The organism is Nocardiopsis sp. LDBS1602 (assembly GCF_035818715.1).
GTDB lineage: Bacteria > Actinomycetota > Actinomycetes > Streptosporangiales > Streptosporangiaceae > Nocardiopsis > Nocardiopsis alba.
Genome location: NZ_JAYLVW010000004.1, coordinates 99230 through 118031 on the forward strand (window position 1 = coordinate 99230; position 18802 = coordinate 118031).

The 18802-nt window shown below is 70.8% G+C and carries 18 protein-coding genes and 2 tRNA genes; 8 read left to right on the top strand and 12 right to left on the bottom strand.

The window, feature by feature from the left end:
- Positions 1–32 precede the first annotated feature (32 nt).
- The 4 genes from U9J66_RS15615 to U9J66_RS15630 all read right to left on the bottom strand — a co-directional run bounded on the left by U9J66_RS15615 (position 33) and on the right by U9J66_RS15630 (position 3336).
- Positions 33–2144 carry an ATP-dependent DNA helicase gene (locus tag U9J66_RS15615; protein WP_326338025.1) on the bottom strand — a complete coding sequence of 704 codons (2112 nt, stop codon included), beginning with the start codon at positions 2142–2144 and terminating at the stop codon, positions 33–35.
- Between the two features lie 97 nt (positions 2145–2241).
- On the bottom strand, positions 2242–2724 hold the full coding sequence (locus tag U9J66_RS15620; protein ID WP_017533809.1) for an SRPBCC family protein: 483 nt from the start codon (positions 2722–2724) through the stop codon (positions 2242–2244).
- Entirely contained in the window at positions 2717–3067 is a 351-nt protein-coding gene (locus U9J66_RS15625) for an ArsR/SmtB family transcription factor (RefSeq protein WP_017533808.1), read from the bottom strand. Before U9J66_RS15625 ends, U9J66_RS15620 begins: the two co-directional genes overlap by 8 nt.
- Before the next feature lie 196 nt (positions 3068–3263).
- A tRNA-Ala gene (locus tag U9J66_RS15630) sits at positions 3264–3336 on the bottom strand.
- Between the two features lie 169 nt (positions 3337–3505).
- Here U9J66_RS15630 and U9J66_RS15635 point away from each other — a divergent pair.
- Positions 3506–3721, top strand: coding sequence for a hypothetical protein (locus tag U9J66_RS15635; RefSeq protein ID WP_161110337.1), 216 nt, complete (start codon positions 3506–3508; stop codon positions 3719–3721).
- 39 nt (positions 3722–3760) lie between these two features.
- Here U9J66_RS15635 and U9J66_RS15640 read toward each other — a convergent pair whose 3' ends face one another.
- Together U9J66_RS15640 and U9J66_RS15645 are read right to left on the bottom strand one after the other, a co-directional pair.
- A complete protein-coding gene (locus U9J66_RS15640; RefSeq protein WP_042284829.1) occupies positions 3761–4204 on the bottom strand; it encodes an NUDIX domain-containing protein in 444 nt (147 codons plus the stop codon).
- An 80-nt stretch (positions 4205–4284) separates the two neighbouring features.
- A complete protein-coding gene (locus U9J66_RS15645; RefSeq protein ID WP_326338026.1) occupies positions 4285–4887 on the bottom strand; it encodes a CGNR zinc finger domain-containing protein in 603 nt (200 codons plus the stop codon).
- 83 nt (positions 4888–4970) lie between these two features.
- Between U9J66_RS15645 and U9J66_RS15650 the strand changes: the two genes are divergently transcribed.
- Together U9J66_RS15650 and U9J66_RS15655 are read left to right on the top strand one after the other, a co-directional pair.
- A complete protein-coding gene (locus tag U9J66_RS15650) occupies positions 4971–5858 on the top strand; it encodes an NAD(P)-dependent oxidoreductase (RefSeq protein WP_326338027.1) in 888 nt (295 codons plus the stop codon).
- Positions 5855–7057 carry an MFS transporter gene (locus tag U9J66_RS15655; protein WP_326338028.1) on the top strand — a complete coding sequence of 401 codons (1203 nt, stop codon included), beginning with the start codon at positions 5855–5857 and terminating at the stop codon, positions 7055–7057. Before U9J66_RS15650 ends, U9J66_RS15655 begins: the two co-directional genes overlap by 4 nt.
- A 114-nt stretch (positions 7058–7171) precedes the next feature.
- On the opposite strand, the gene U9J66_RS15660 is transcribed toward U9J66_RS15655, so the two are convergent.
- Positions 7172–7244 (bottom strand) — tRNA-Ala (locus tag U9J66_RS15660).
- 181 nt (positions 7245–7425) lie between these two features.
- Here U9J66_RS15660 and U9J66_RS15665 point away from each other — a divergent pair.
- Positions 7426–7719 (top strand): GroES family chaperonin, encoded by a 294-nt coding sequence (locus U9J66_RS15665; RefSeq protein ID WP_017583449.1) that lies wholly within the window; start codon positions 7426–7428, stop codon positions 7717–7719.
- A gap of 66 nt (positions 7720–7785) precedes the next feature.
- Here the strand turns inward: U9J66_RS15665 and U9J66_RS15670 are convergent, their stop codons facing one another.
- Positions 7786–8373, bottom strand: a complete 588-nt coding sequence (locus tag U9J66_RS15670) for a TetR/AcrR family transcriptional regulator (RefSeq protein WP_041561655.1) — start codon at positions 8371–8373, stop codon at positions 7786–7788.
- Positions 8374–8517: 144 nt separating this feature from the next.
- Between U9J66_RS15670 and U9J66_RS15675 the strand changes: the two genes are divergently transcribed.
- Both U9J66_RS15675 and U9J66_RS15680 read left to right on the top strand, forming a co-directional pair.
- Positions 8518–10290: an ABC transporter ATP-binding protein gene (locus tag U9J66_RS15675; RefSeq protein WP_326338134.1), complete on the top strand. Its 1773-nt coding sequence runs from the start codon at positions 8518–8520 to the stop codon at positions 10288–10290.
- 159 nt (positions 10291–10449) lie between these two features.
- Positions 10450–11616, top strand: coding sequence for an alpha-hydroxy-acid oxidizing protein (locus U9J66_RS15680; protein WP_042284825.1), 1167 nt, complete (start codon positions 10450–10452; stop codon positions 11614–11616).
- A 51-nt stretch (positions 11617–11667) separates the two neighbouring features.
- Here U9J66_RS15680 and U9J66_RS15685 read toward each other — a convergent pair whose 3' ends face one another.
- The 3 genes from U9J66_RS15685 to U9J66_RS15695 all read right to left on the bottom strand — a co-directional run bounded on the left by U9J66_RS15685 (position 11668) and on the right by U9J66_RS15695 (position 14804).
- Positions 11668–12570: a carbohydrate ABC transporter permease gene (locus U9J66_RS15685; RefSeq protein WP_326338029.1), complete on the bottom strand. Its 903-nt coding sequence runs from the start codon at positions 12568–12570 to the stop codon at positions 11668–11670.
- Entirely contained in the window at positions 12567–13415 is an 849-nt protein-coding gene (locus U9J66_RS15690) for a carbohydrate ABC transporter permease (RefSeq protein ID WP_161112320.1), read from the bottom strand. The genes U9J66_RS15685 and U9J66_RS15690 overlap by 4 nt, the downstream gene beginning before the upstream one ends.
- Before the next feature lie 84 nt (positions 13416–13499).
- On the bottom strand, positions 13500–14804 hold the full coding sequence (locus U9J66_RS15695) for an ABC transporter substrate-binding protein (RefSeq protein WP_326338031.1): 1305 nt from the start codon (positions 14802–14804) through the stop codon (positions 13500–13502).
- Between the two features lie 223 nt (positions 14805–15027).
- Here U9J66_RS15695 and U9J66_RS15700 point away from each other — a divergent pair, with 223 nt between their 5' ends.
- Both U9J66_RS15700 and U9J66_RS15705 read left to right on the top strand, forming a co-directional pair.
- On the top strand, positions 15028–16047 hold the full coding sequence (locus tag U9J66_RS15700; RefSeq protein WP_026124862.1) for a LacI family DNA-binding transcriptional regulator: 1020 nt from the start codon (positions 15028–15030) through the stop codon (positions 16045–16047).
- A gap of 40 nt (positions 16048–16087) precedes the next feature.
- Entirely contained in the window at positions 16088–17731 is a 1644-nt protein-coding gene (locus U9J66_RS15705) for a glycoside hydrolase family 13 protein (protein ID WP_161110340.1), read from the top strand.
- Here the strand turns inward: U9J66_RS15705 and U9J66_RS15710 are convergent.
- The gene (locus U9J66_RS15710) at positions 17717–18685 is read right to left on the bottom strand and encodes a dimethylarginine dimethylaminohydrolase family protein (protein WP_326338033.1); all 969 of its coding nucleotides are present in this window, start codon (positions 18683–18685) and stop codon (positions 17717–17719) included. The two genes, U9J66_RS15705 and U9J66_RS15710, sit on opposite strands and share 15 nt — an antisense overlap.
- Positions 18686–18802 lie beyond the last annotated feature (117 nt).

Genomic DNA, 18802 nt, shown 5'->3' on the forward strand with positions numbered 1-18802 from the left:
GGCCGAGCCGCCCGGCCTCGTTCCGCGTCCCCTCAGGCCACGTTCTCGCCCTCTTCGGCTCTCGCCTTCTCGGCCAGACGTCGCAGGGCCGAACGGGCCACCTCCGGGTCGGCCGTCCCCCAATAGGGCGGGAGCGAGGAGCGGAGGAAACCCCCGTACCCCGCCGTGGCCAGCCGCGGGTCCAGGACGGCGATCACCCCGCGGTCGTCGGTGGAGCGCAGCAGTCGTCCGGTGCCCTGGGCCAGCAGCAGGGCGGCGTGGGTGGCCGAGACCGCCAGGAAGCCGTTGCCCCCGTGCGCGGACACCGCGCGCTGACGGGCCGAGGCCAGTGGGTCGTCCGGGCGTGGGAAGGGGATCCGGTCGACGATGACCAGCTGCAACGAGGGGCCCGGCACGTCGACGCCCTGCCACAGCGAGAGGGTGCCGAACAGGCAGGAGCGCTCGTCCTCGGTGAACCGCCGCACCAGTTGGCCGGTGGAGTCCTCTCCCTGGCACAGGATCGGCTGGTCCAGACGCTCGCGCAGCTCCTCGGCGGCCTGTTGGGCGGCGCGCATCGAGGAGAACAGTCCCAGGGCGCGTCCGTCGGAGGCCTCGATCAGCCCGGCGATCTCGTCCAGGTAGTCCTCGGACAGCCCGTCCCGGCCGGGTTTGGGCAGGTGGCGTGCGACGTAGAGGATGCCGCTGCGGGCGTGGTCGAAGGGCGAGCCGACGTCCAGTCCGCGCCAGCGGGGTTCTCCCTCCGCCCGGTGCGGGCCGTCGTTCCCGTCATCGCCGTCGTCGCCGTCCTTCGTGGGGGCGGGGACCCCGACCGGCTCCAGGGGGCGGCCGGCGGCCCGGTCGGCCTCCTCGCGCGCGGCCTCGCGGCCCAGCCCCCATTGGCGGGCCAGGGCGGTGAAGTCGCCGCCCAGGGTGAGGGTCGCGGAGGTCAGAACGACGGTGCGGTCGCCGAAGAGTTTCTCCCGGAGCAGTCCGCCGACCCCGAGCGGGGCGACGTTGAGCGCGGGCGCGCGGGAGAGCGCCTTGGTCAGCCAGACGACCTCGGTGCGGTCGCGCAGTGGCGGCTCGTACGACTCCAGGATCCGGACGGCGGCCTCGCGGACCTCCTCCAAGGCGGCCAGGGCGAGTTTGCGATCGGAGGCCGTGTCGGGGTCGAGTTCGCCCGGGTTGGGGCCGATCGCCGTGACGCAGGCCGCGGCGGCGTCGCGGACGGCGGCGACCGCTCCGGCCAGGCCCTCGTCGATGTGGTCGAGGCGTCCTTCGGGCACCTCGGTGAACATCAGGGCCAGACCGTCGGCGCACTCGGTGAGACGTTCGGAGATACCCGGTTCGACCAGGCGCGCGGCCCGTTTGGCGGCGGTGGTCACGGCGCGCTCGCTCAGGGCGCCGGTGGCCACCGAGGTGGCCCGGTCGACCAGTTCGTGGGCCTCGTCGATCATGATCGTGTCGTGTTCGGGCAGCAGGTGGTGGCCCTGCGTCATATCGATGGAGAGCATGGCGTGGTTGGTGACCACCACATCGACCCCGGCGGCGGCCTCGCGGGCGAACTCGGCGAAGCACTCCTGGCCGAAGGAGCACACCCGGGCGCCCATGCACTCGTTGCCGCCCACCGAGACCTGGCGCCAGGCGAGGTCGCCGACGCCGGGGACGAGTTCGTCGCGGTCGCCGGTGAGGGTGTCCTCGGCCCATTCGTGCAGCCGCGCGACCTGGCGTCCCAGGGAGGAGAGCTGGCGGGGGTCGAAGAGTTCGGCGCCCTCGGCCTCCTCGTCCGTTCCGGCCTGGAGCCGGTTGCGGCACAGGTAGTTGCGTCGGCCCTTGAGCACCGCGAACGTGGGTTCGCGGGGCAGGAGCGGGGCCAGCGCGGCGGCCAGGCGTGGAAGGTCCCGGTCGATGAGCTGGTTCTGGAGCGCGATGGTGGCCGTGGAGATCACGACGGTGGTCTTGGAGGCCATCGCACGTCTGATCGCGGGCACCAGATAGGCCAGGGACTTACCGGTTCCGGTGCCGGCCTGGACCACCAGGTGTTCGCGCCGTTCGACCGCCGCGGCGACGGCGTCGGCCATGGTCTGCTGTCCCTCTCGGCTGCTGCCGCCCAGGGCCTCGACGGCCGCGTCGAGGAGGGTGGGGACGTCGGGGAGATCTGCCACCCGTCGACAGTACCCGGATCCGGGGACAGGTTCGGCGTCGTCCACAGGCCGACCTCCCCGCCGTCGGGTCGAGGGCGGGGAGGTCGGTGGTCGGGGTTCAGCCCTGGGTGCGCAGGGTGCGCAGGAGCTCCTCCAGACGGTCCATGGACTGTCGCGCCCCGTCCTCCATGCCGGAGGCGACCATCCCGTCCCGGTCCTCCACGCTCTGGAACACCGCGAGCGAGGTGTAGAGGGTGCGGCCCTCCGCCTCCTCCAGGGTGTGCCGTTCCAGGAGCACGTGGCCGGGCATCCCCTCGAACTCGAAGGTCTGGGTGAAGCCCTCCGGTTCCCGCGCGTCGTGGACGACGCCGTGGAAGGCGTACTCCTGTCCGTCGCGGTCCTTCTCCACGAACCTCCAGGAGCCGCCGGGCCGAAGGTCCAGCCGGTCGATGACCGTGGTGGTGGAGTCCAGCCCCCACCAACGGGTCAGCAGTTCGGGGTCGCTCATGGCCCGGTAGACGACGTCGCGCGGGGCGTCGAAGGTGCGGGTCATGACGATGTCCTGGCGTCCCGGTTCCGCGATGACCTCGAGGTCACTCATGGCTCTTCTCTCCCTTGTCGCTGCTCTGGATCCTGTTCAGTTCCTCGTCCAGGCGGGCGAACCTGTCCTCCCATCGTTCCCGGTAGCGGTCGATCCAACGATCGACCTCCTCCAGGGGGGCCGGTTCCAGGCGGCAGGGGCGCCATTGGGCGTTCCTGCCGCGCACGATGAGTCCCGCCCTTTCGAGGACCTTCAGGTGTTTGGAGATCGCCTGGAGGCTCATGGGGAACGGTTCCGCCAGTTCGTTGACGGTCGCCTCGCCTCGGGCCAACCGGGCGAGGATCTCCCGACGGGTCGGGTCCGCCAGCGCGGCGAAGGTGAGACTGAGCGGGTCGTCCGCCACTATTCAACCTTTCAGTTGATCAACCACTAAGTTGATTATGCGCTTCGAAGCCTCCCCGGTCAAGGGACGAACCCGCGTTCTCCGATCGGGCGAACCGGGGGCGCCCCTCCGCCCTGGCGTTCCCTCGCCCGGACCCGGAAACGCGAGAACCCCGCTCCCGTTACCCGGGAGCGGGGTTCTCGTACCGTCTGTTACGTGGAGCTATGGGGATTCGAACCCCAGACCTCCTCCATGCCATGGAGGCGCGCTACCAACTGCGCCATAGCCCCTTGAAGCCGTGATCATGATTCTAGCGGATATCGCGGGGTGGGTTCGACGTGTTCCCGCCCACGCCCCTCCCGCCCCGGCCGCCGTTCCCCCGCTCCTCGGTGGAACGACGGGGCTGGAGGCCCGGCCGGAACGGAACGTATTCTGAAGGTCCGACACGAGGAGGTCGGTGTGACGACGTCCGAGAACCCTCAGATACGAGCACTACGACGTTGGGACGAGCACGGAGCGCCGTGGCGGGTCCTGGAACGGACCGCGACCCGGGTGACCGTCTCCCTGGAGACCTGCGACGACGGCACCGAGGTGGACCGTCTCACCTCGTCCGATCCCGAATTCCTGGCCTTGGTCGCCCGTCTCTCGCGGGCGAAGGAGGAGAACGGGGCCTGAACGTGTGCGCCGCGTGGGCCGGAGGGCCCGGGCGCCCCGTCAGGCGGGGATGACCCCGGCGCGCGCCAAGTGGTCGCGCAGACCGCGGGCCAACGGCACCTCGTCGAGTTCGTCCGGGGCGAACCAGCGCACGTCCTCCGCGTCGTCCCCGGCCCGCGGAACGCCGGCGATGACGGTGGCCGCGAAGTCGCGCACCTCGTACACCCGGCCGTCACCGGCCGGGATCTCCACGGTCCACAGTTCACGCCCGATCTCGACGACGAGCCCGGTCTCCTCCAGCGTCTCCCGGGCGGCCGCCCTCGCGAAGGTCTCCCCCGGCTCGACCGAGCCCCCGGGCACGGACCAGCGGCCCTTCTCCGGTTCCGTCCCCCGCAGGACGAGCAGCAGCCGTCCCAGGCCGTCGGTGACGACGGTGCCGGCCGCGGGAACGCGTTCGGTGGTCCGGCCGGGTTCGGGATCGGGTACGTCGTGGGCGTCGACCATGAGCGGATTCTACTCACGCCCTCTCCGCTCCCCAGAGGGCCGTGGCCCCGCCGGGACGGACGCGCCCCGCGTGCGGGGGTTCAGCCGTTTCCGGTGGTGGTGCGCGGGCCGCGAAAGCGTGCCTTCTTCGCGCGGTTGCCGCAGATGTTCATCGAGCACCAGCGACGGTTCCGGCCCTGGCTCGTGTCCAGGTACAGGCCCCGACAGTCGGGGTTCTCGCAGGCCTTCACCCGGTCGCGTTGTGGGCCGCCGAGGAGGGTGACGGCGTCGTGGGCGACGCGGCCGAGCGCGCCGCGCACATGGTGTCCGGCGGTGGGACGCCAGCGCAGTCCGGTCTCGGTGAGTTCCGGCAGGAGCCGCTCCTCGCGCAGGAGCCGGTTGAGCAGTTCCCGATCCGCCTCCGACGCCGCCTCACCGTGAGCGGTCGCGGTGCCGATGCGGTGGATCGCCCCCCGGAGCCGGTGGGCCAGGTCCAGATCCGCGGCGGTGGCGTGTTCGCTGCCGACGACGATGTCGTTCGCCGCGAGCCAGTCGTCCAGCCGCCCGGGGTCGGGCAGTCGCTCGACCGGGGTGCCGTGCCGGTCGCTGAGGGTGGCGGTGAAACGGAACGCGAGCCGCTCGTTGTCGAGCCGGAACGGCGGGGGGCTCGTGGCGGTGGCGCTCTGGGCCGCGGAATCGGTCATGGAACCACTTTAGACGGTTCCATCGGGAAATCGCGTGTATGGTGGAACCGCTTCAGATGGTTCCACTGTGGAAGGCGGATGTGATGACCGATGTGACCGTGATCGGCACCGGAGGCATGGGGGCGGCGATCGCCCGGAATCTGTTGCGGGCCGACTACCGGGTGGCGGTGTGGAACCGGGACCGCGCCCGACTCGCGCCGCTGGAGACCGCCGGGGCGGTGGCGCTGGACCATCCCGACGAGATGTTCTCCTCACCGGTCGTGTTCTCGGTGCTCGCCGACGACGCCGCGGTACGGGAGGTGTTCTTCGACGGCCACGTGCTCGACGCCGCACCGGCGGGGGCGGTCCACGCGAACCTCGCGACGGTCGGCCCCGCACTGGCGGAGGAGGCCGCGACGGTCCACGCCGACAAGGGGGTCGGGTACGTGGCCGCGCCGATGTTCGGCGGAGTGCCGGTCGCCGAGGCCGGCAAGCTCGACATCGTCACCGCCGGGGCGCCCGAGCAGGTCGAGCGGGTGCGCCCGGCGTTGGAGGCGATCAGCTCCCGCGTATGGCCGGTGGGCGACTCCCCCCGACAGGCGAACGTGGTCAAGGTCGCAGGCCAGGTGCTCATCGCCTCGGCGATCCAGTCGCTGTCGGAGGCCGTCTCCATCGGCGAGCGCGGCGGCGTCGACGCGAAGACGCTGGTGGAGCTGTTCACCTCGACGATCACCCCGGGCCCGGTGTACACGAACTACGGCGGGCGCATCGCCCGCGGGGCCTACACCCCGGTCGGCTTCACCCCGGTCCTGGGACGCAAGGACATCGAGCTGGCCCGCGCCCAGGCCGCCTCGACCGGGCTCGGGCTGCCGGTGGCCGACCTGCTCTCCGCACTGCTCACCGAGGCGATCGACGCGGGCCACGAACAGGACGACTGGGCCTCGCTGGCCGACACGCAGCGCCACCGCGACCTGGGCGAGGCCGCACGATGACCTCGGGAACGCACACGGGCACCACGCCCGAACACGAAGCGGGCACGAGGTTCCCCTGGACGGCGCTGGCGGCACTGGCCACGGCGGGGTTCCTCGCGATCTTCACCGAGACCATCCCCGCGGGGCTCCTCCCGCAGCTCTCGGCCGGGCTGGGGATCTCGGAGTCCGCCGCCGGACAGCTCGTCACCCTCTACGCGATCGGATCGGTGCTCGCCGCGATCCCGCTCGTGGCCGCCACCCGCGGACTGAGCCGGAAGAAGGTGCTGTCGGCCGCGGTACTCACACTGCTGATCTTCAACACCGTGACCGTGCTCGCGCCCTGGTACCCACTGATCCTCGCGGCCCGGTTCATCGCCGGCGCGGCCGCCGCGCTCGTGTGGGGCGTGCTGGCCGGATACGCCCGCCGTCTCGTCCCCGACTCCCAACGGGGACGCGCGCTCGCGGTCACCGGGGTCGGCCAACCCATCGCACTGGCCGCCGGGGTACCGCTGGGGGCGCTCGCCGGCTCACTCGTGGATTGGCGGTGGGTGTTCGCCGCGATCTCGTTGGCCGCGGCGGGCCTCATCGTGTGGATCGGCGCCGCCGTACCCGACGTGCCCGGCCGACCCCCGTCGGCACGCCTGCCGCTGCGACGCGTGGTCCTGCTGCCCGGTATCCGCGCGGTGCTGGTCGTCGCGCTGACGTGGGTGCTCGCGCACAACATCCTCTACACCTACATCGCGCCCCTGATCGCCCCGTCCGGGCCGCGCCTCGATATCGGGCTCGCGATCTTCGGCGTCGCCTCGTTCGTCGGGATCACCGTGACAGGCATGGCCATCGACCGGGCGCTACGGGCGACGCTGCTCGGCGCGCTCACCCTCATGGCGGTGGCCGGCCTCACCCTGGCGAACCCGATGCTCGGCGCCGTCCCCATCGCTCTCGCCATCGCGGTCTGGGGGTTCGGTTTCGGCGGTGCGCCCACGCTGTTGCAGACCGCGCTCGCCGACCGGGCCGGTGAGCACACCGACGCCGCCCAGTCCGTGTTCGTGACCGTGTTCAACCTGGCGGTGGCCGGTGGAGGCATCGTGGGCGGCGCGATCCTCGCCGCCCACGCGAGCGTCCCCGTCCTGGCCTGGACCGCTCTCGGCCTGACCCTCACGGCGCTCCTCGTCGTCCTCACCCGGGCACGGGTCTTCCCCGCCGAGCGCGCCGCGACGTGACCCGCCCTCCTGACGGGGAACATCACCGAGGACCCGTTCGCACGAGTGGACGGCACGACGAAAGGACCCCGTCCCGCGATTTCGCGGGACGGGGTCCGAAGATCGTCGATCCAGTGGAGCTATGGGGATTCGAACCCCAGACCTCCTCCATGCCATGGAGGCGCGCTACCAACTGCGCCATAGCCCCTGGTCTGCCGGACGGTTTCCCCGTTCGGCATGGCAGTACTCTACCGGATTTCAAGAGCCGGTCGAACCAGAGTCGAACGCCGGGGGTCCCGGGGGTTGCGCGAGGGCTCCCGGGAGCGGAGGCGACCCGGCGCGAAGGTGAATATCCTGGGGGTGTGCCCGAATCCAAGCTTGAAATCCAGATGCTCCACGATCGCCTGTTGGTGAAGGCGGTCCCGGACAAGAGTGAGCGGCGCAGCAGCGCCGGTCTGGTCATCCCGGACACGGTGAAGTTGGCGACCCGGCTCGCGTGGGGCGAGGTCCGCGGCGCGGGGACCGGCGCCCGGCACGTGAAGACCGGAGACCGTGTGCTCTTCGACCCCGAGGAGCAGGGTGAGGTCGAGTTGAACGGCGAACGGTACGTCATCCTGCGGGAGCGGGACGTGCACGCGATCGCGAACGAGGCCCCGGAGCGGGGCACCGGCCTGTACCTGTAGGGCCGGGCGTCGACGTTCGAGAGCCGGGGGCCGCGATGGCGACCTCCGGCTCCGTCGTGTCCGCGGTCAGTCGCGCCGTTCCCTGGCGAGCGCCTTGACCAGCGACATCACGCACATGTTGTGCGACTCGAAGACCGGCACCCTGGCGATGGACGAGTACGTCCAGCCCGAGTAGAGCATGGACCACAGGAGCTGCTGGGCCCACAGCGGGGTGATCCGGGGATCGATGCTGCCGTCCTCGTGGCCGCGTTCGACGAGTTCGTAGAGGGCGAGGTCGCCTGGACCGCAGTCCTGTTCCTCCTGAGCGCTGTTCTCGCTCTCCCCCTCGAAGGCGAGCAGGGCGACCTTGCGCAGGGCGAAGTACTCGGAGGCCAAGCGGGAGAAGGCCTCCAGGGCGGTGCCCTCGTCGACCCGGGCGCGTTCGGTGGCCTCGTTGATGAGCTCCTCGGCGTAGTCGCCCAGCGCGGCGACGAGATCGGCGCGTTCGGCGAAGTAGCGCTGGAGGGTACTGCGCGCCACCCCCGCCTCGGCCGCCACCTGGGAGAGGGGCGCCGACCGATTCTTCGCCAGCACCTCGACCGCCGCGTCCAGGATCGCGCGTCGGGTGCGTGCTCGGGTCCTCGTCTCGTCTTCTGAGGGAGAGCTCTTCACCATGCCCTCATCCTAGAGTGATGGGTATCTTCTTGACAATAATGGGTCACGCATGACCTAATTCAGATCATGACTGATCATTCCCCGACCGACGAAAGACCTCCCATCGCGCCCGCGTCCCCCGAGCCCCGATTCGCGCAACTGCGCGTGCTCTGGTCCTTCGTGCGCCCGCACCGCTCCAAGCTCCTGCTCGGACTGGTCCTGGCCCTGCTCGGGTCGGCCTTGGAACTGGCCAACCCGATGGTGATCAAGCTGGTCCTGGACACCGTGTCCGACGCGGGCTCCCTGGCCATGCCGATCGCGATCCTGCTCTGCCTGTTCGTCAGCGGCCTCGTCTTCGGCATGTGGCACTGGATCGTGCTGGGCACCGTCGCGGAGAAGGTCGTCCTGGACGCGCGCGCCTCCCTCGTGCGCCGCTACTTCCGGGCCGCGCTCCTCCCCCTGAGCCGCCGTTCCTCCGGGGAGCTCGTCACCCGGGCCACCTCCGACACCGTCCTGCTGCGCGAGGCCGCCTCCAGCAGCGTCATCAGCCTGATCAACGGCGGGGTCCTGCTCATCGGGACCCTGATCATGATGGGCGTGCTGGACCTGGTCCTGCTCGGGGTCACCGTGACCGCCGTGGTCATCGTGACGATCCTGTTCCTCACCCTGATGCCGGCCATCGCCAAGAGTCAGGAGAAGGCCCAGGCCTCCCTCGGTCTGATGGGCGGAATCCTCGAAGGCTCTCTGCGGGCGATCCGCACCGTCAAGGTGAGCCGCGCCGAGGAACGTCTGGGCTCCCACATCCTCGAACACGCCGAGGAGGCCGCCGAGCACGGCGTCCGCGCGGTGCGCCGGCAGGCCGTGGCCTGGACGCTCGCCTTCGGCGGTGTCCAGCTCTCCATCATCGCCATCCTCGCCGTCGGCGCCCTGCGCGTCTCCTCGGGCGAGATCGGTGTCTCCACCCTGGTGGCCTTCCTGCTGTACGCGTTCTCCCTGATGAACCCGGTCATGGAGCTCTCCCAGAGCGTGACCACGCTCCAGTCCGGCATCGCCGCCGCCAAGCGCATCCGCGAGGTGGAGGCCATCCCGCTCGAACCGGACGCGGAGCCCCTCGACGGGTCCACCACCGGGCCGGACCCTCGCCCCACCGGCGATCGCACCGGCCCGCTGTTGGAGCTGCGCGGGGTCACCGCCCGCTACGCCCCCGGGGCCGCCGCCGCGCTGGACCGGGTCGACCTGACCGTCCCCAGACGAGGGCACACCGCCATCGTGGGCCCCTCCGGAGCCGGAAAGACCACGGTGCTCTCCCTTCTCCTGCGTTTCCTGGAGCCCGAACACGGCGAGCTGCTGCTGGACGGCACCCCCTACCGGGAGCTGCCCCCCGGTCGGGTCCGGGGACGTTTCTCCTACGTCGAGCAGGACACACCGGTGGTGCCCGGCACCATCCGCGACAACCTGCTGTTCACCCGTCCCGAGGCGGGCGAGGACGAGGTGCGCCGCGTCCTCGACGAGGTCCGGCTGACCGAGAAGATCGAGGCCTTGGACGAGGGGCTGGACTCGCCCTTGGACTCCACCTCGCTCTCCGGCGGGCAGCGTCAGCGCATCGCCCTGGCCCGCGCCCTGCTCGGTTCCCCGGACGTGCTGCTGTTGGACGAGGCCACCTCCCAGGTGGACGCGATCACCGAGGCCGCCATCACCGAGAGCGTGCGCCGTCAGGCCGACCGCGGATCGGTGATCACCATCGCGCACCGCCTGTCGACGGTCATCCACGCCGACCGCATCCTGCTGATGGAGGAGGGCCGGATCCGTGCCCAGGGCACGCACGAGGAACTCCTGGAACGGGACTCCCTGTACCGGGAGCTCGTCGCGGCCCTGCACATCGGAGGGAACGACGAGCGGGGACGGGAAGAGGTCGTCACGGGGGTCTCCCCCCTCTGAGCTCCCGGCAGTACCATCCACCGCAGAGCGGGTCGTAGGGCGCGAACGGCCCGCTCGCCGCGGCCGCCGGGGCGCTCGCCCCGGCCCTGCGGCGACCTGTCCGACCGTGCGTTCCCCCGGCGCACGGGACCCCGGCGCCTCGGCGCACGGAAGGGATTCATGAGCGACTACGCCCGATACCAGGACGGTGTCTACGCCGACGCGACCAACGGTGTGCTGCCGCACCTGCCCTACGATCACGACGAGCTGCGGGACCGGGCCCGCGAGATCCTGGACCCCGGACCGTTCGGCTACGTGGAGGGGAGCGCCGGGCGCGAACGTACGGCGGACGCCAACGTCGAGGCCTTCTCCCGTTACGCGTTGAGGCCCCGAGGGCTGCGGCCCGGCGCCGAGAACGCCGGGGACACGGGCGTCACCCTGTTCGGCGAACGGTACCCCTCTCCCCTGCTGACCGCCCCGGTCGGGGTGCTGGAGCAGGTGCACCCCGAAAGCGAACGGGCCCTGGCCCGGGGCGCGAACGCCCTGGGTGTCCCGGTGGTGCTGTCCACGGCCGCCTCCACCTCGATGGAGGAGGTCGCCGAGGTCGCCGACTCCTGGTGGTACCAGCTCTATTGGCCGGGGGACGACGAGCTGGCCGAGTCGTTCGTGCGTCGGGCCACCGCCGCGGGTGCGCGGGCGATCGTGGTCACCACCGACACCTCGCGGCTGGGTTGGCGTCCCCGCGACCTCTCCCAGGGGCATCTGCCGTTCCTGCGCGGTCAGGGCACGGCGAACTACTACGGCGATCCGGTCTTCAGGTCCCGTCTGAAGGAGGAGCCGGAACCGGGAGGGGTGTTGACCGAGGCGGTCCTGCACTTCCTCGGGTCCTTCTCCAACCGGGCGTTGAGCACCGACAACATCGCCCGGATCCGCGAGTGGACGGATCTGCCCGTCCTGGTCAAGGGGGTCGTACGCGCGGACGAGGCCGAGGAGCTGGTCGACGCGGGGATCGACGGGATCGTGGTGAGCAACCACGGCGGTCGGCAGGTGGACGCGGCGGTGGCCGCGCTGGACGCGCTGCCCGAGGTCGTCGAGGCCGTGGGCGACCGGGCCGAGGTCCTGTTCGACTCCGGTGTCCGGTCGGGTGCGGACGTGGTGGTGGCGATGGCCCTGGGCGCCAAGGCCGTCCTGGTGGGCCGCCCCTGGGTGTACGGGCTGGCCGTGGACGGCGCGGCCGGGGTCGAGCACGTACTGCGGTCGATCCTGGCCGAGGTACAGATCACCGCCGAGTTGATGGGGCGTGACGTCGCCGACCTGAGCGCCGACGACGTCCGTCGGCGCCCCTGAGGACGTCGGTGTCCCGGGCCTCGTGCGGGGCCCGGGACACCGGTCGTCGGGTCAGCCCTTGACCGCTCCCGAGGTCAGCCCCGCCACGATCCTGCGTTGAAGGATCAGGGCGAAGACGATCAGCGGGAGGGAGACCAGTACCGAGGCGGCCATGATCTGGCCGATCGGGTTCTCGTAGCCGACCCGTTCGAAGGTGCCCACGAAGACCGGAACGGTCTGCACGTTCAGATCGCGCGGAGCGAACGAGAAGGCCAGCAGGAACTCGTTGGTCGCGTACACGAAGGTCAGGATCGACGCCGCGCCCACACCCGGCGCCGCCAACGGCGCCACCACCTTCAGGAAGGCCTGGAAGGGCGTGGCACCGTCGACCTTCGCCGATTCCTCGATCTCCTTGGGGATACCGGCGAAGAAGGTCGCGAGGATGAAGATGGACAGCGGCAGGGTCAGCGCCACGTACGGCACGACCATGCCCGTGTAGGAGTTGAGCAGGTTGATCCCGGTCCACTCGTTGAGCCGCATGTACATCTGGTACAGCGGGTTGACCAGGGCCACCGGCGGGAACAGCGTCGCCACCAGGGTCGCCGCGAGCAACGCGAACTTGCCCGCCAGGGGGAGCCGCGCCAGCGCGTACCCGGCCAGTGAGGCCACGGGGATGCAGATCAGCGTGGTCGCGGCCGCCACGATCAGCGAGTTGCGCAACGCGAAGTGGAAGCCCTGCCCGAGGACCTCCTCGTAGTTCCCGAAGGAGAACGGCCCCTGGAAGATGTTCGGGTCCGTCAGCGCCGCCGAGCCGGTGCGCAGGCTGGTCATCGCCATCCACAGGAACGGGAAGAGGCACCAGAGCAGGACGACGAGCAGGCCCAGCAGTTTGAGGACGTTGGTCACGGCCGGAGGCACGTCACGTCGTGGCCTGGAGGCCGTCCGAACGGGTTTCCGGGTCTGTTCGGCGCTCATCGCCTCTCCTTCCGACCCACGTCGCCGACCATGTGCCGGCCCATCCGGCTGATGAAGGCCAGGCCGACGAGCATGACGATGACGAACGTGACCGTGGACAGCGCGTTGGCGTAGCCCAGTCGCGGTTCCGCGACCAGGAACCGCTGCGCGTACACCGACAGGGTGGCCAACGAGTTCGAGTAGCCGGAGAACACGTAGGCGAAGTCGAACATCCGCAGCGCGTCCACGGTGCGGAACAACAACGCCACCACGATCGCCGGGCGCAGCAGCGGCAGGGTGATCGACCAGAAGCGCTGGAGCGCCCCGGCGCCGTCCACCTTGGCCGCCTCGTAGTAGTCCCGGGGGATGGTCTGGAGTCCGGCCAGGAGCAGGAGCGCCACGAACGGCGCGGTCTTCCAGACGTCGGCGCTGATGATGCCGACCATGGACCAGGCCGGGTCGCGGAGCCAGTTGATGTCCGCGCCCAGGACCCAGTTCACGAACCCGGGGTTGTGGTCGAACATGTACCGCCACACCTGGGCGGCGACGGCGGTCGGGATCACCCATGGCACGAGGATGACCGCCCGGGTCAACCCGCGGCCGACGAAGGCCTGGTGCATGATGAGCGCGAACGCCATCCCGACGACGAACTCCAGGGACACCGACGCCACGGTGAAGATCAACGTGTTCTTGGCGGCGTTCCAGAAACCGGGGTCGGTCAGGACGTCGACGTAGTTGGCGACGCCGACGAGGTCCCGGCTGAAGCCGCGGATGTCGTAGAGGCTCAACCCGACGGCGTAGAACACCGGGAAGAGCGCGAGCAGGGCCATGAAGCCGAGCGACGGGGCGAGGAAGATCCGCCCCATCGCCCGTTCTCCCAGACCCTGGGCTCGCCTGCGTACGGACCCGACGGCGCCGGGCGCAGGAGCGGGGTTACTGCTCATCGAGGCCTAGTCCTGCGCGAGCGCGTCGTTCGCGGCGTCGTCGACGGCCTGGAGGGCGGTCGCGGCGTCCTGCTGTCCGAGGAAGGCCGGGTGCAGGCTGTCCTGGACGGCCAGGGACAGCGAGTTGTAGCCGGGCACCGGCGGGCGGGCCTGGGCCTCGGCGAGGATGTCGCCGAGCATCTCGAAGTCGGGGTCGTCGGCGTCCTCGTAGGTGCTGAGCATGGTCGGGGGCAGACTGTGGTCGGCCAGGATCGCCTGGGCCTCGGGGGCGGTGGCGGCCCACAGGACGAACTCGCTCGCGAGCTCCTTGTTGTCGCTGAGGCTGCTGACCGCGTTGTTGAGACCGCCCAGGGCGCTCGTGGTCCCCTCACCGGTGAAGGTAGGCAGCGGGGCGACGGCGAATTCGCCGGCGACCGCGCTCTCCTCGCCGTCCTCCCCCTCCAGGAGCGGGATGGCGTAGGGCCAGTTGCGCATGTAGACGGCCTCGCCCGCCTGGAAGAGGGCGCGGGCGTCGTCCTCGACCATCGAGTCGTAGCCCTCGGCGTAGAAACCGTTCTCACGGCTCTCGATCATGAAGTCCAGGGCCGTGGTCGCGGCGTCGCCCTCCAGGAAGGTGGAGGCCTCCTGGCCCTCGTCGAAGAGTTCGCCGCCCGCGGACCAGAACATCTCCAGGTAGCTGACGACGAAGCCCTCGTACTGGTCGCCCTGGCCGACGAAGGGGGCGATGCCCTCCTCCTCGGCGGCCTCCATGCCGGTCTCGTAGAGCTCCTCCCAGGTCGTGGGGGGCTCGTCGATCAGGTCGGTGCGGTAGTAGAGGAAGGCGCCGTTGGAGGAGTACGGGAGGGCGTAGAGCTCCTGCTGCCACTGGGAGCTGTCGATGGCGCCGGGGAGGCTGACGCCCTCGATCTCGCCGCGCATGTCCTCCAGGCTCTCGATGTAGCCGAACTCGGCGAACTCGCCGGTCCAGATGACGTCGAGGCCCAGGACGTCGAACTCGCCGGCCTGGCTCTGGAGGTCCTGGAACATGGCCTGGCGCTGCTCGTCGGCCGTGGGCGCCAGGAAGAAGACCTCGACCTGTCGCTCCGGGTTGTTCTCGTTCCACAGGCGGGCGACGTCCTCGTGGATCTGTCGGTCGGCTCCGGTGACCGCCCAGACGAACTGGGGGTCGTCCGCGAGTCCGGCGCTCTCGCCCTCGCCCTCGGGCTCCTGGCCCGGGGGTTCACCGCAGGCGGCGGTCAGGGTCAGGGCCAAGGCGGCCAGGGCCGCGCCGCTCGCGCGCAGCAGACGCCTCCGGTGTGGAAAAACTGACATGGCTCTCCTTTCGCGCCCGTACGGGGGAGAGGGCGCGCGTGAGGTTTCGAGGTGTCGGGACCCGATCCCCTCCAATTGACCGAAAACGATGCCATTATGACTGTGATGTAGTCAACATAAAGGGACATCACCAGTCACCGGGGCACTTGAGCGGGGGTGATAGGCCCGGTCCGAAACCCCGAAAACGTTGCCAACCTCTGGCACTCGCTTCTAACGTGAACCCATGTCTCAGCGCCCGCCGAGCATGCGCGACGTCGCCCGGCGCACCGGAGTGTCCCTGTCCACGGTCTCCCGGGTCCTTCGTGACGCCCCGGGGGTCGCCCCTCACGTGCGCGAACGCGTCAGGGCCGCCGCCGAGGAACTGTCCTACGTGGTCTCCCGCAACGCCTCGGGGCTGGTCACCGGCCGCACCGGACGCGTGGCCGCGGTCCTGCCCCGGTTGGGCCCCTGGTACTTCGGCACGGTCCTGTCCGGTCTGGGCGACGTCCTCTCCGAGGCCGGCCTGGACCTGCTCGTCTACCGACTCGGCTCCCAGGAGGCCCGCGACACCTGGCTGCGCGACCTGCCTCCCCGACGCAACGCGGACGCCGTCATCACCCTGTCCATGGACCTCACCGAGGACGAATACCGCAGGATGGACCGGATCGGGGTCCCCTTGGTCTTCACCGGGCAACGGGTCCCCGGACGCTCCTGCGTCCACGTCGACAACCGCGCCGGGACCCTGGGCGCCACCCGCCACCTGCTCAACCTCGGGCACAGCCGCATCGCCTACATCGGTACGCACGGTGAGCACGGGGGCAAGGAGAGTGTGGTGGAACGGCTGTCCGGATACACCGAGGCGATGATCGAATCCGGACACACCCCCTGGCACGTGGCCAAGTCGGCCGGCCACCGGGGAGGCGAGCACGGGATGGGGGAACTCCTCTCGGCGGCCGACCCGCCCACCGCGGTCCTGGCCGAGACCGACGAGATCGCGCTCGGAGCACTGCGCTCCCTGCGCCGGGCCGGGGTGCCGGTACCGGAGGCGATCTCGCTCGTCGGGTTCGACAACCACGAGGCCGCCGCCGTCCTCGACCTGACCACCGTCGACCAGGAACCCCGACGCATCGGCGCGGAGGCCGGGCGGCTGGCCCTGGAGGCGCTGCGCGAGCCCGCGTCGACCGGCACCCACGTGTGCACGCCCACCCAACTACTCCTGCGTCGGTCGACCGCCGCGCCCAGGAGCACCCGCGGTCTGTCCTGACCGCACGCAGAAACACACGAGACGAACCGAGGAGCCCCCCATGCGACAGTGGTGGCGCGACGCCGTGCTCTACCAGGTCTACCCCCGCAGCCTCGCCGACTCCGACGGGGACGGCGTCGGCGACCTGAGGGGGATCACCGAACGGTTGGACCACATCGCCGCCCTGGGGGCGGACGGGATCTGGCTCTCGCCCTTCTACCCCTCGCCCTGGGCCGACGGCGGCTACGACGTCTCCGACTTCCGCGGGGTCGATCCGTCCCTGGGCACCCTCGCCGACTTCGACGCGCTGGTCGCCTCCGCGCACATGAGGGACCTGCGCGTGATGATCGACATCGTGCCCAACCACACCTCCGAGGAGCACGCCTGGTTCCGGGCCGCCCTGGCCTCCCCCGACGCCCCCGAGCGGGACCTGTACGTCTTCCGGGACGGCCGGGGCCCCGACGGATCGGAACCGCCCACCAACTGGCGCTCCACCTTCGGCGGCCCCGCCTGGACCCGGGTCCCCGACGGGCAGTGGTACCTGCACATGTTCGCCCCGGAACAGCCCGACCTGAACTGGGGCCACGAGCGGGTGCGCGAGGAGTTCCGCGACATCCTGCGCTTCTGGAGCGACCGGGGGGTGGACGGTTTCCGGATCGACGTGGCCTACGCCCTGGTCAAGGACCTCGACCCGCTGCGCGACCTGGTGCTCGTGGAGGGCGGCCGTTTCGAGGACATCGCCGCCAACCCCGACCACCCCTTCCTGGACCGCCCCGAGGTGCACGAGGTCTACCGGGACTGGAACCGGGTGCTGTCCGCCTACGATCCGCCGCGCGCCACCGTCGCCGAGGTGTGGCTTCCGGGCGAGCGCCGGGTGCTCTACACCCGCCCGGACGAACTCGACCAGGCGTTCAACTTCGAGTTCCTCCTGACCCCCTGGGACGCCTCCGCCTACCGGGAGGTCATCGCCTCCTCACTGACCGACGCCGAACGGGTGGGCACCGTCCCGACCTGGGTGACCGAGAACCACGACGTGGTGCGCGTGCCCTCCCGGCTGGGGCTGCCCTCGGGGACCGACCTGCGCCGGTGGCTGCTCTCCGACGGGCGCGACCCCGAACCCGACCAGGACCTGGGGCGGGCCAGGGCGCGCGCCCTGGCCCTGCTCACCCTGGCCCTGCCCGGATCGGCCTACGTCTACCAGGGCCAGGAGCTGGGGCTCCCGGAGGTGGCCGACCTGCCCGTCGAGGCGTTGGAGGACCCCCGGTGGCGGGGCGGCGGACACACCGACAAGGGGCGGGACGGCTGCCGGGTCCCCCTCCCCTGGACGCGAGGGGGCGACTCCTTCGGTTTCGGCCCGGCCGGCTCCTGGCTGCCCCAGCCCTCCTGGTGGGGCGAGTACTCGGTCCTGGCCCAGGACGAGGATCCGGGTTCGACCCTGTGGCTGTACCGGAACGCGCTGCGGCTGCGTCGCGGTTTCTCCTCGGACGAGACGCTGGTCTGGGACGAAGAACTGAACCGGGGCCCGGTACTGGCGTTCCACCGCTCCGACGTGCTGGTCGTGGTGAACACCGGGGACGACCCGATACGGCTGCCCCGGGGCGAGGTGCTGCTGTCCAGCGCCGAGCCGGACGGTGAGCTCCCCGGGAACAGCACGGTGTGGATGCGTCCCACCGATCGCCCGACCTCCGGTTCAGGAACGCCGTAGGAGCGGCTGGGTACTGCACCGGAAGGACCCGCCCAACGACCGGGTGATGGAGAAGTCCACGTACTCGACCTCGACCCCGCGGGCCCGGATCCGCTCCCCGACGTCCTCGAACCGGGGGTCGGTGACGTAGGTCCGCGGGTCGATCGGCAGACCGTTGACCGCCAGGGCTGTGGCGCGGTCCAGGTCGACCGGGATCCGCTCCCATTCCCGCAGGACCCGCGGCACCCCGTCGAGCAGGGCCTCCTCGCACACCACCATCAGGCCGTCGCGGACCAGGCCGAGGGCGCAGTCCAGGTGGAGGATCCGTTCGTGCAGACGGACCGGCTCCACCGTGTACCCCAGTGGTTCGAGGTACTTGGCGAGCCACCGCGCTCCCAGGAGGTTCGAGGCGAGCCCGGAGTACCCCACGAAGACGTGGTCGCCGAGCACGAGCACGTCCCCTCCTTCGAGGAAGGGCCCACGCCCGAGGGAGGGATCGTCGGGCTCCGGAATCTCCGGCGCGGGCACGGCGACGTATCCGCAGTCCGCCGGATAGACGTGCTCCATGAGGAGATCGCGCATGGGGAGCACCTCCGTCCGACGGTGCCGGAACCGCATCGAGGCCTCGATCACCCGGTCGCCCACGACGAAGAACGGATCACGGGCGAAGAAGTTCGCGTAGCCGTCGGAACCCGCCGCCGTCTTCTCCGGGCGGGTGAGCGCCCGCGGTCTCAGCACCCGGACGCCATAACGCTCCAGAACCTCGCGGAACCGTTCCCGCTCCCGTTCCCAGGCGGCCTGGCGTTCCGGTGCCCCGTCCCGCATGTCCCGGCCGACCGGGTTGTCCGCCCAGTCGTCGGCGAGGAAACGGGCGTCGGGCGAGTCGGCCGCGGCCTCGGGGATCATCACCTCGCTCCGGGCGAGGACCACGGTTCTCAGTGGGGCGAACTCGTTCTCCACCCGGATCTCGTCCATGTCGGCCTCCTTCACCGGAAACTACCTCCCTGCCATGGGCGAGGTCTCTCATGACACGGCCCCGTCCGGGGAGGACCCACCTGTTCCAGACCGCGGGCGAGTGGAGGACCGTCCCCG

Coding starts and splice junctions, on each gene's coding strand:
- U9J66_RS15620 (WP_017533809.1), bottom strand. CDS start 2,724: ATGAGTGACCTCGAGGTCATCGCGGAACCGGGACGCCAGGACATCGTC.
- U9J66_RS15640 (WP_042284829.1), bottom strand. CDS start 4,204: ATGGTCGACGCCCACGACGTACCCGATCCCGAACCCGGCCGGACCACC.
- U9J66_RS15645 (WP_326338026.1), bottom strand. CDS start 4,887: ATGACCGATTCCGCGGCCCAGAGCGCCACCGCCACGAGCCCCCCGCCG.
- U9J66_RS15650 (WP_326338027.1), top strand. CDS start 4,971: ATGACCGATGTGACCGTGATCGGCACCGGAGGCATGGGGGCGGCGATC.
- U9J66_RS15655 (WP_326338028.1), top strand. CDS start 5,855: ATGACCTCGGGAACGCACACGGGCACCACGCCCGAACACGAAGCGGGC.
- U9J66_RS15665 (WP_017583449.1), top strand. CDS start 7,426: ATGCTCCACGATCGCCTGTTGGTGAAGGCGGTCCCGGACAAGAGTGAG.
- U9J66_RS15670 (WP_041561655.1), bottom strand. CDS start 8,373: ATGGTGAAGAGCTCTCCCTCAGAAGACGAGACGAGGACCCGAGCACGC.
- U9J66_RS15680 (WP_042284825.1), top strand. CDS start 10,450: ATGAGCGACTACGCCCGATACCAGGACGGTGTCTACGCCGACGCGACC.
- U9J66_RS15685 (WP_326338029.1), bottom strand. CDS start 12,570: ATGAGCGCCGAACAGACCCGGAAACCCGTTCGGACGGCCTCCAGGCCA.
- U9J66_RS15690 (WP_161112320.1), bottom strand. CDS start 13,415: ATGGGGCGGATCTTCCTCGCCCCGTCGCTCGGCTTCATGGCCCTGCTC.
- U9J66_RS15695 (WP_326338031.1), bottom strand. CDS start 14,804: ATGTCAGTTTTTCCACACCGGAGGCGTCTGCTGCGCGCGAGCGGCGCG.
- U9J66_RS15700 (WP_026124862.1), top strand. CDS start 15,028: ATGTCTCAGCGCCCGCCGAGCATGCGCGACGTCGCCCGGCGCACCGGA.
- U9J66_RS15705 (WP_161110340.1), top strand. CDS start 16,088: ATGCGACAGTGGTGGCGCGACGCCGTGCTCTACCAGGTCTACCCCCGC.
- U9J66_RS15710 (WP_326338033.1), bottom strand. CDS start 18,685: ATGGACGAGATCCGGGTGGAGAACGAGTTCGCCCCACTGAGAACCGTG.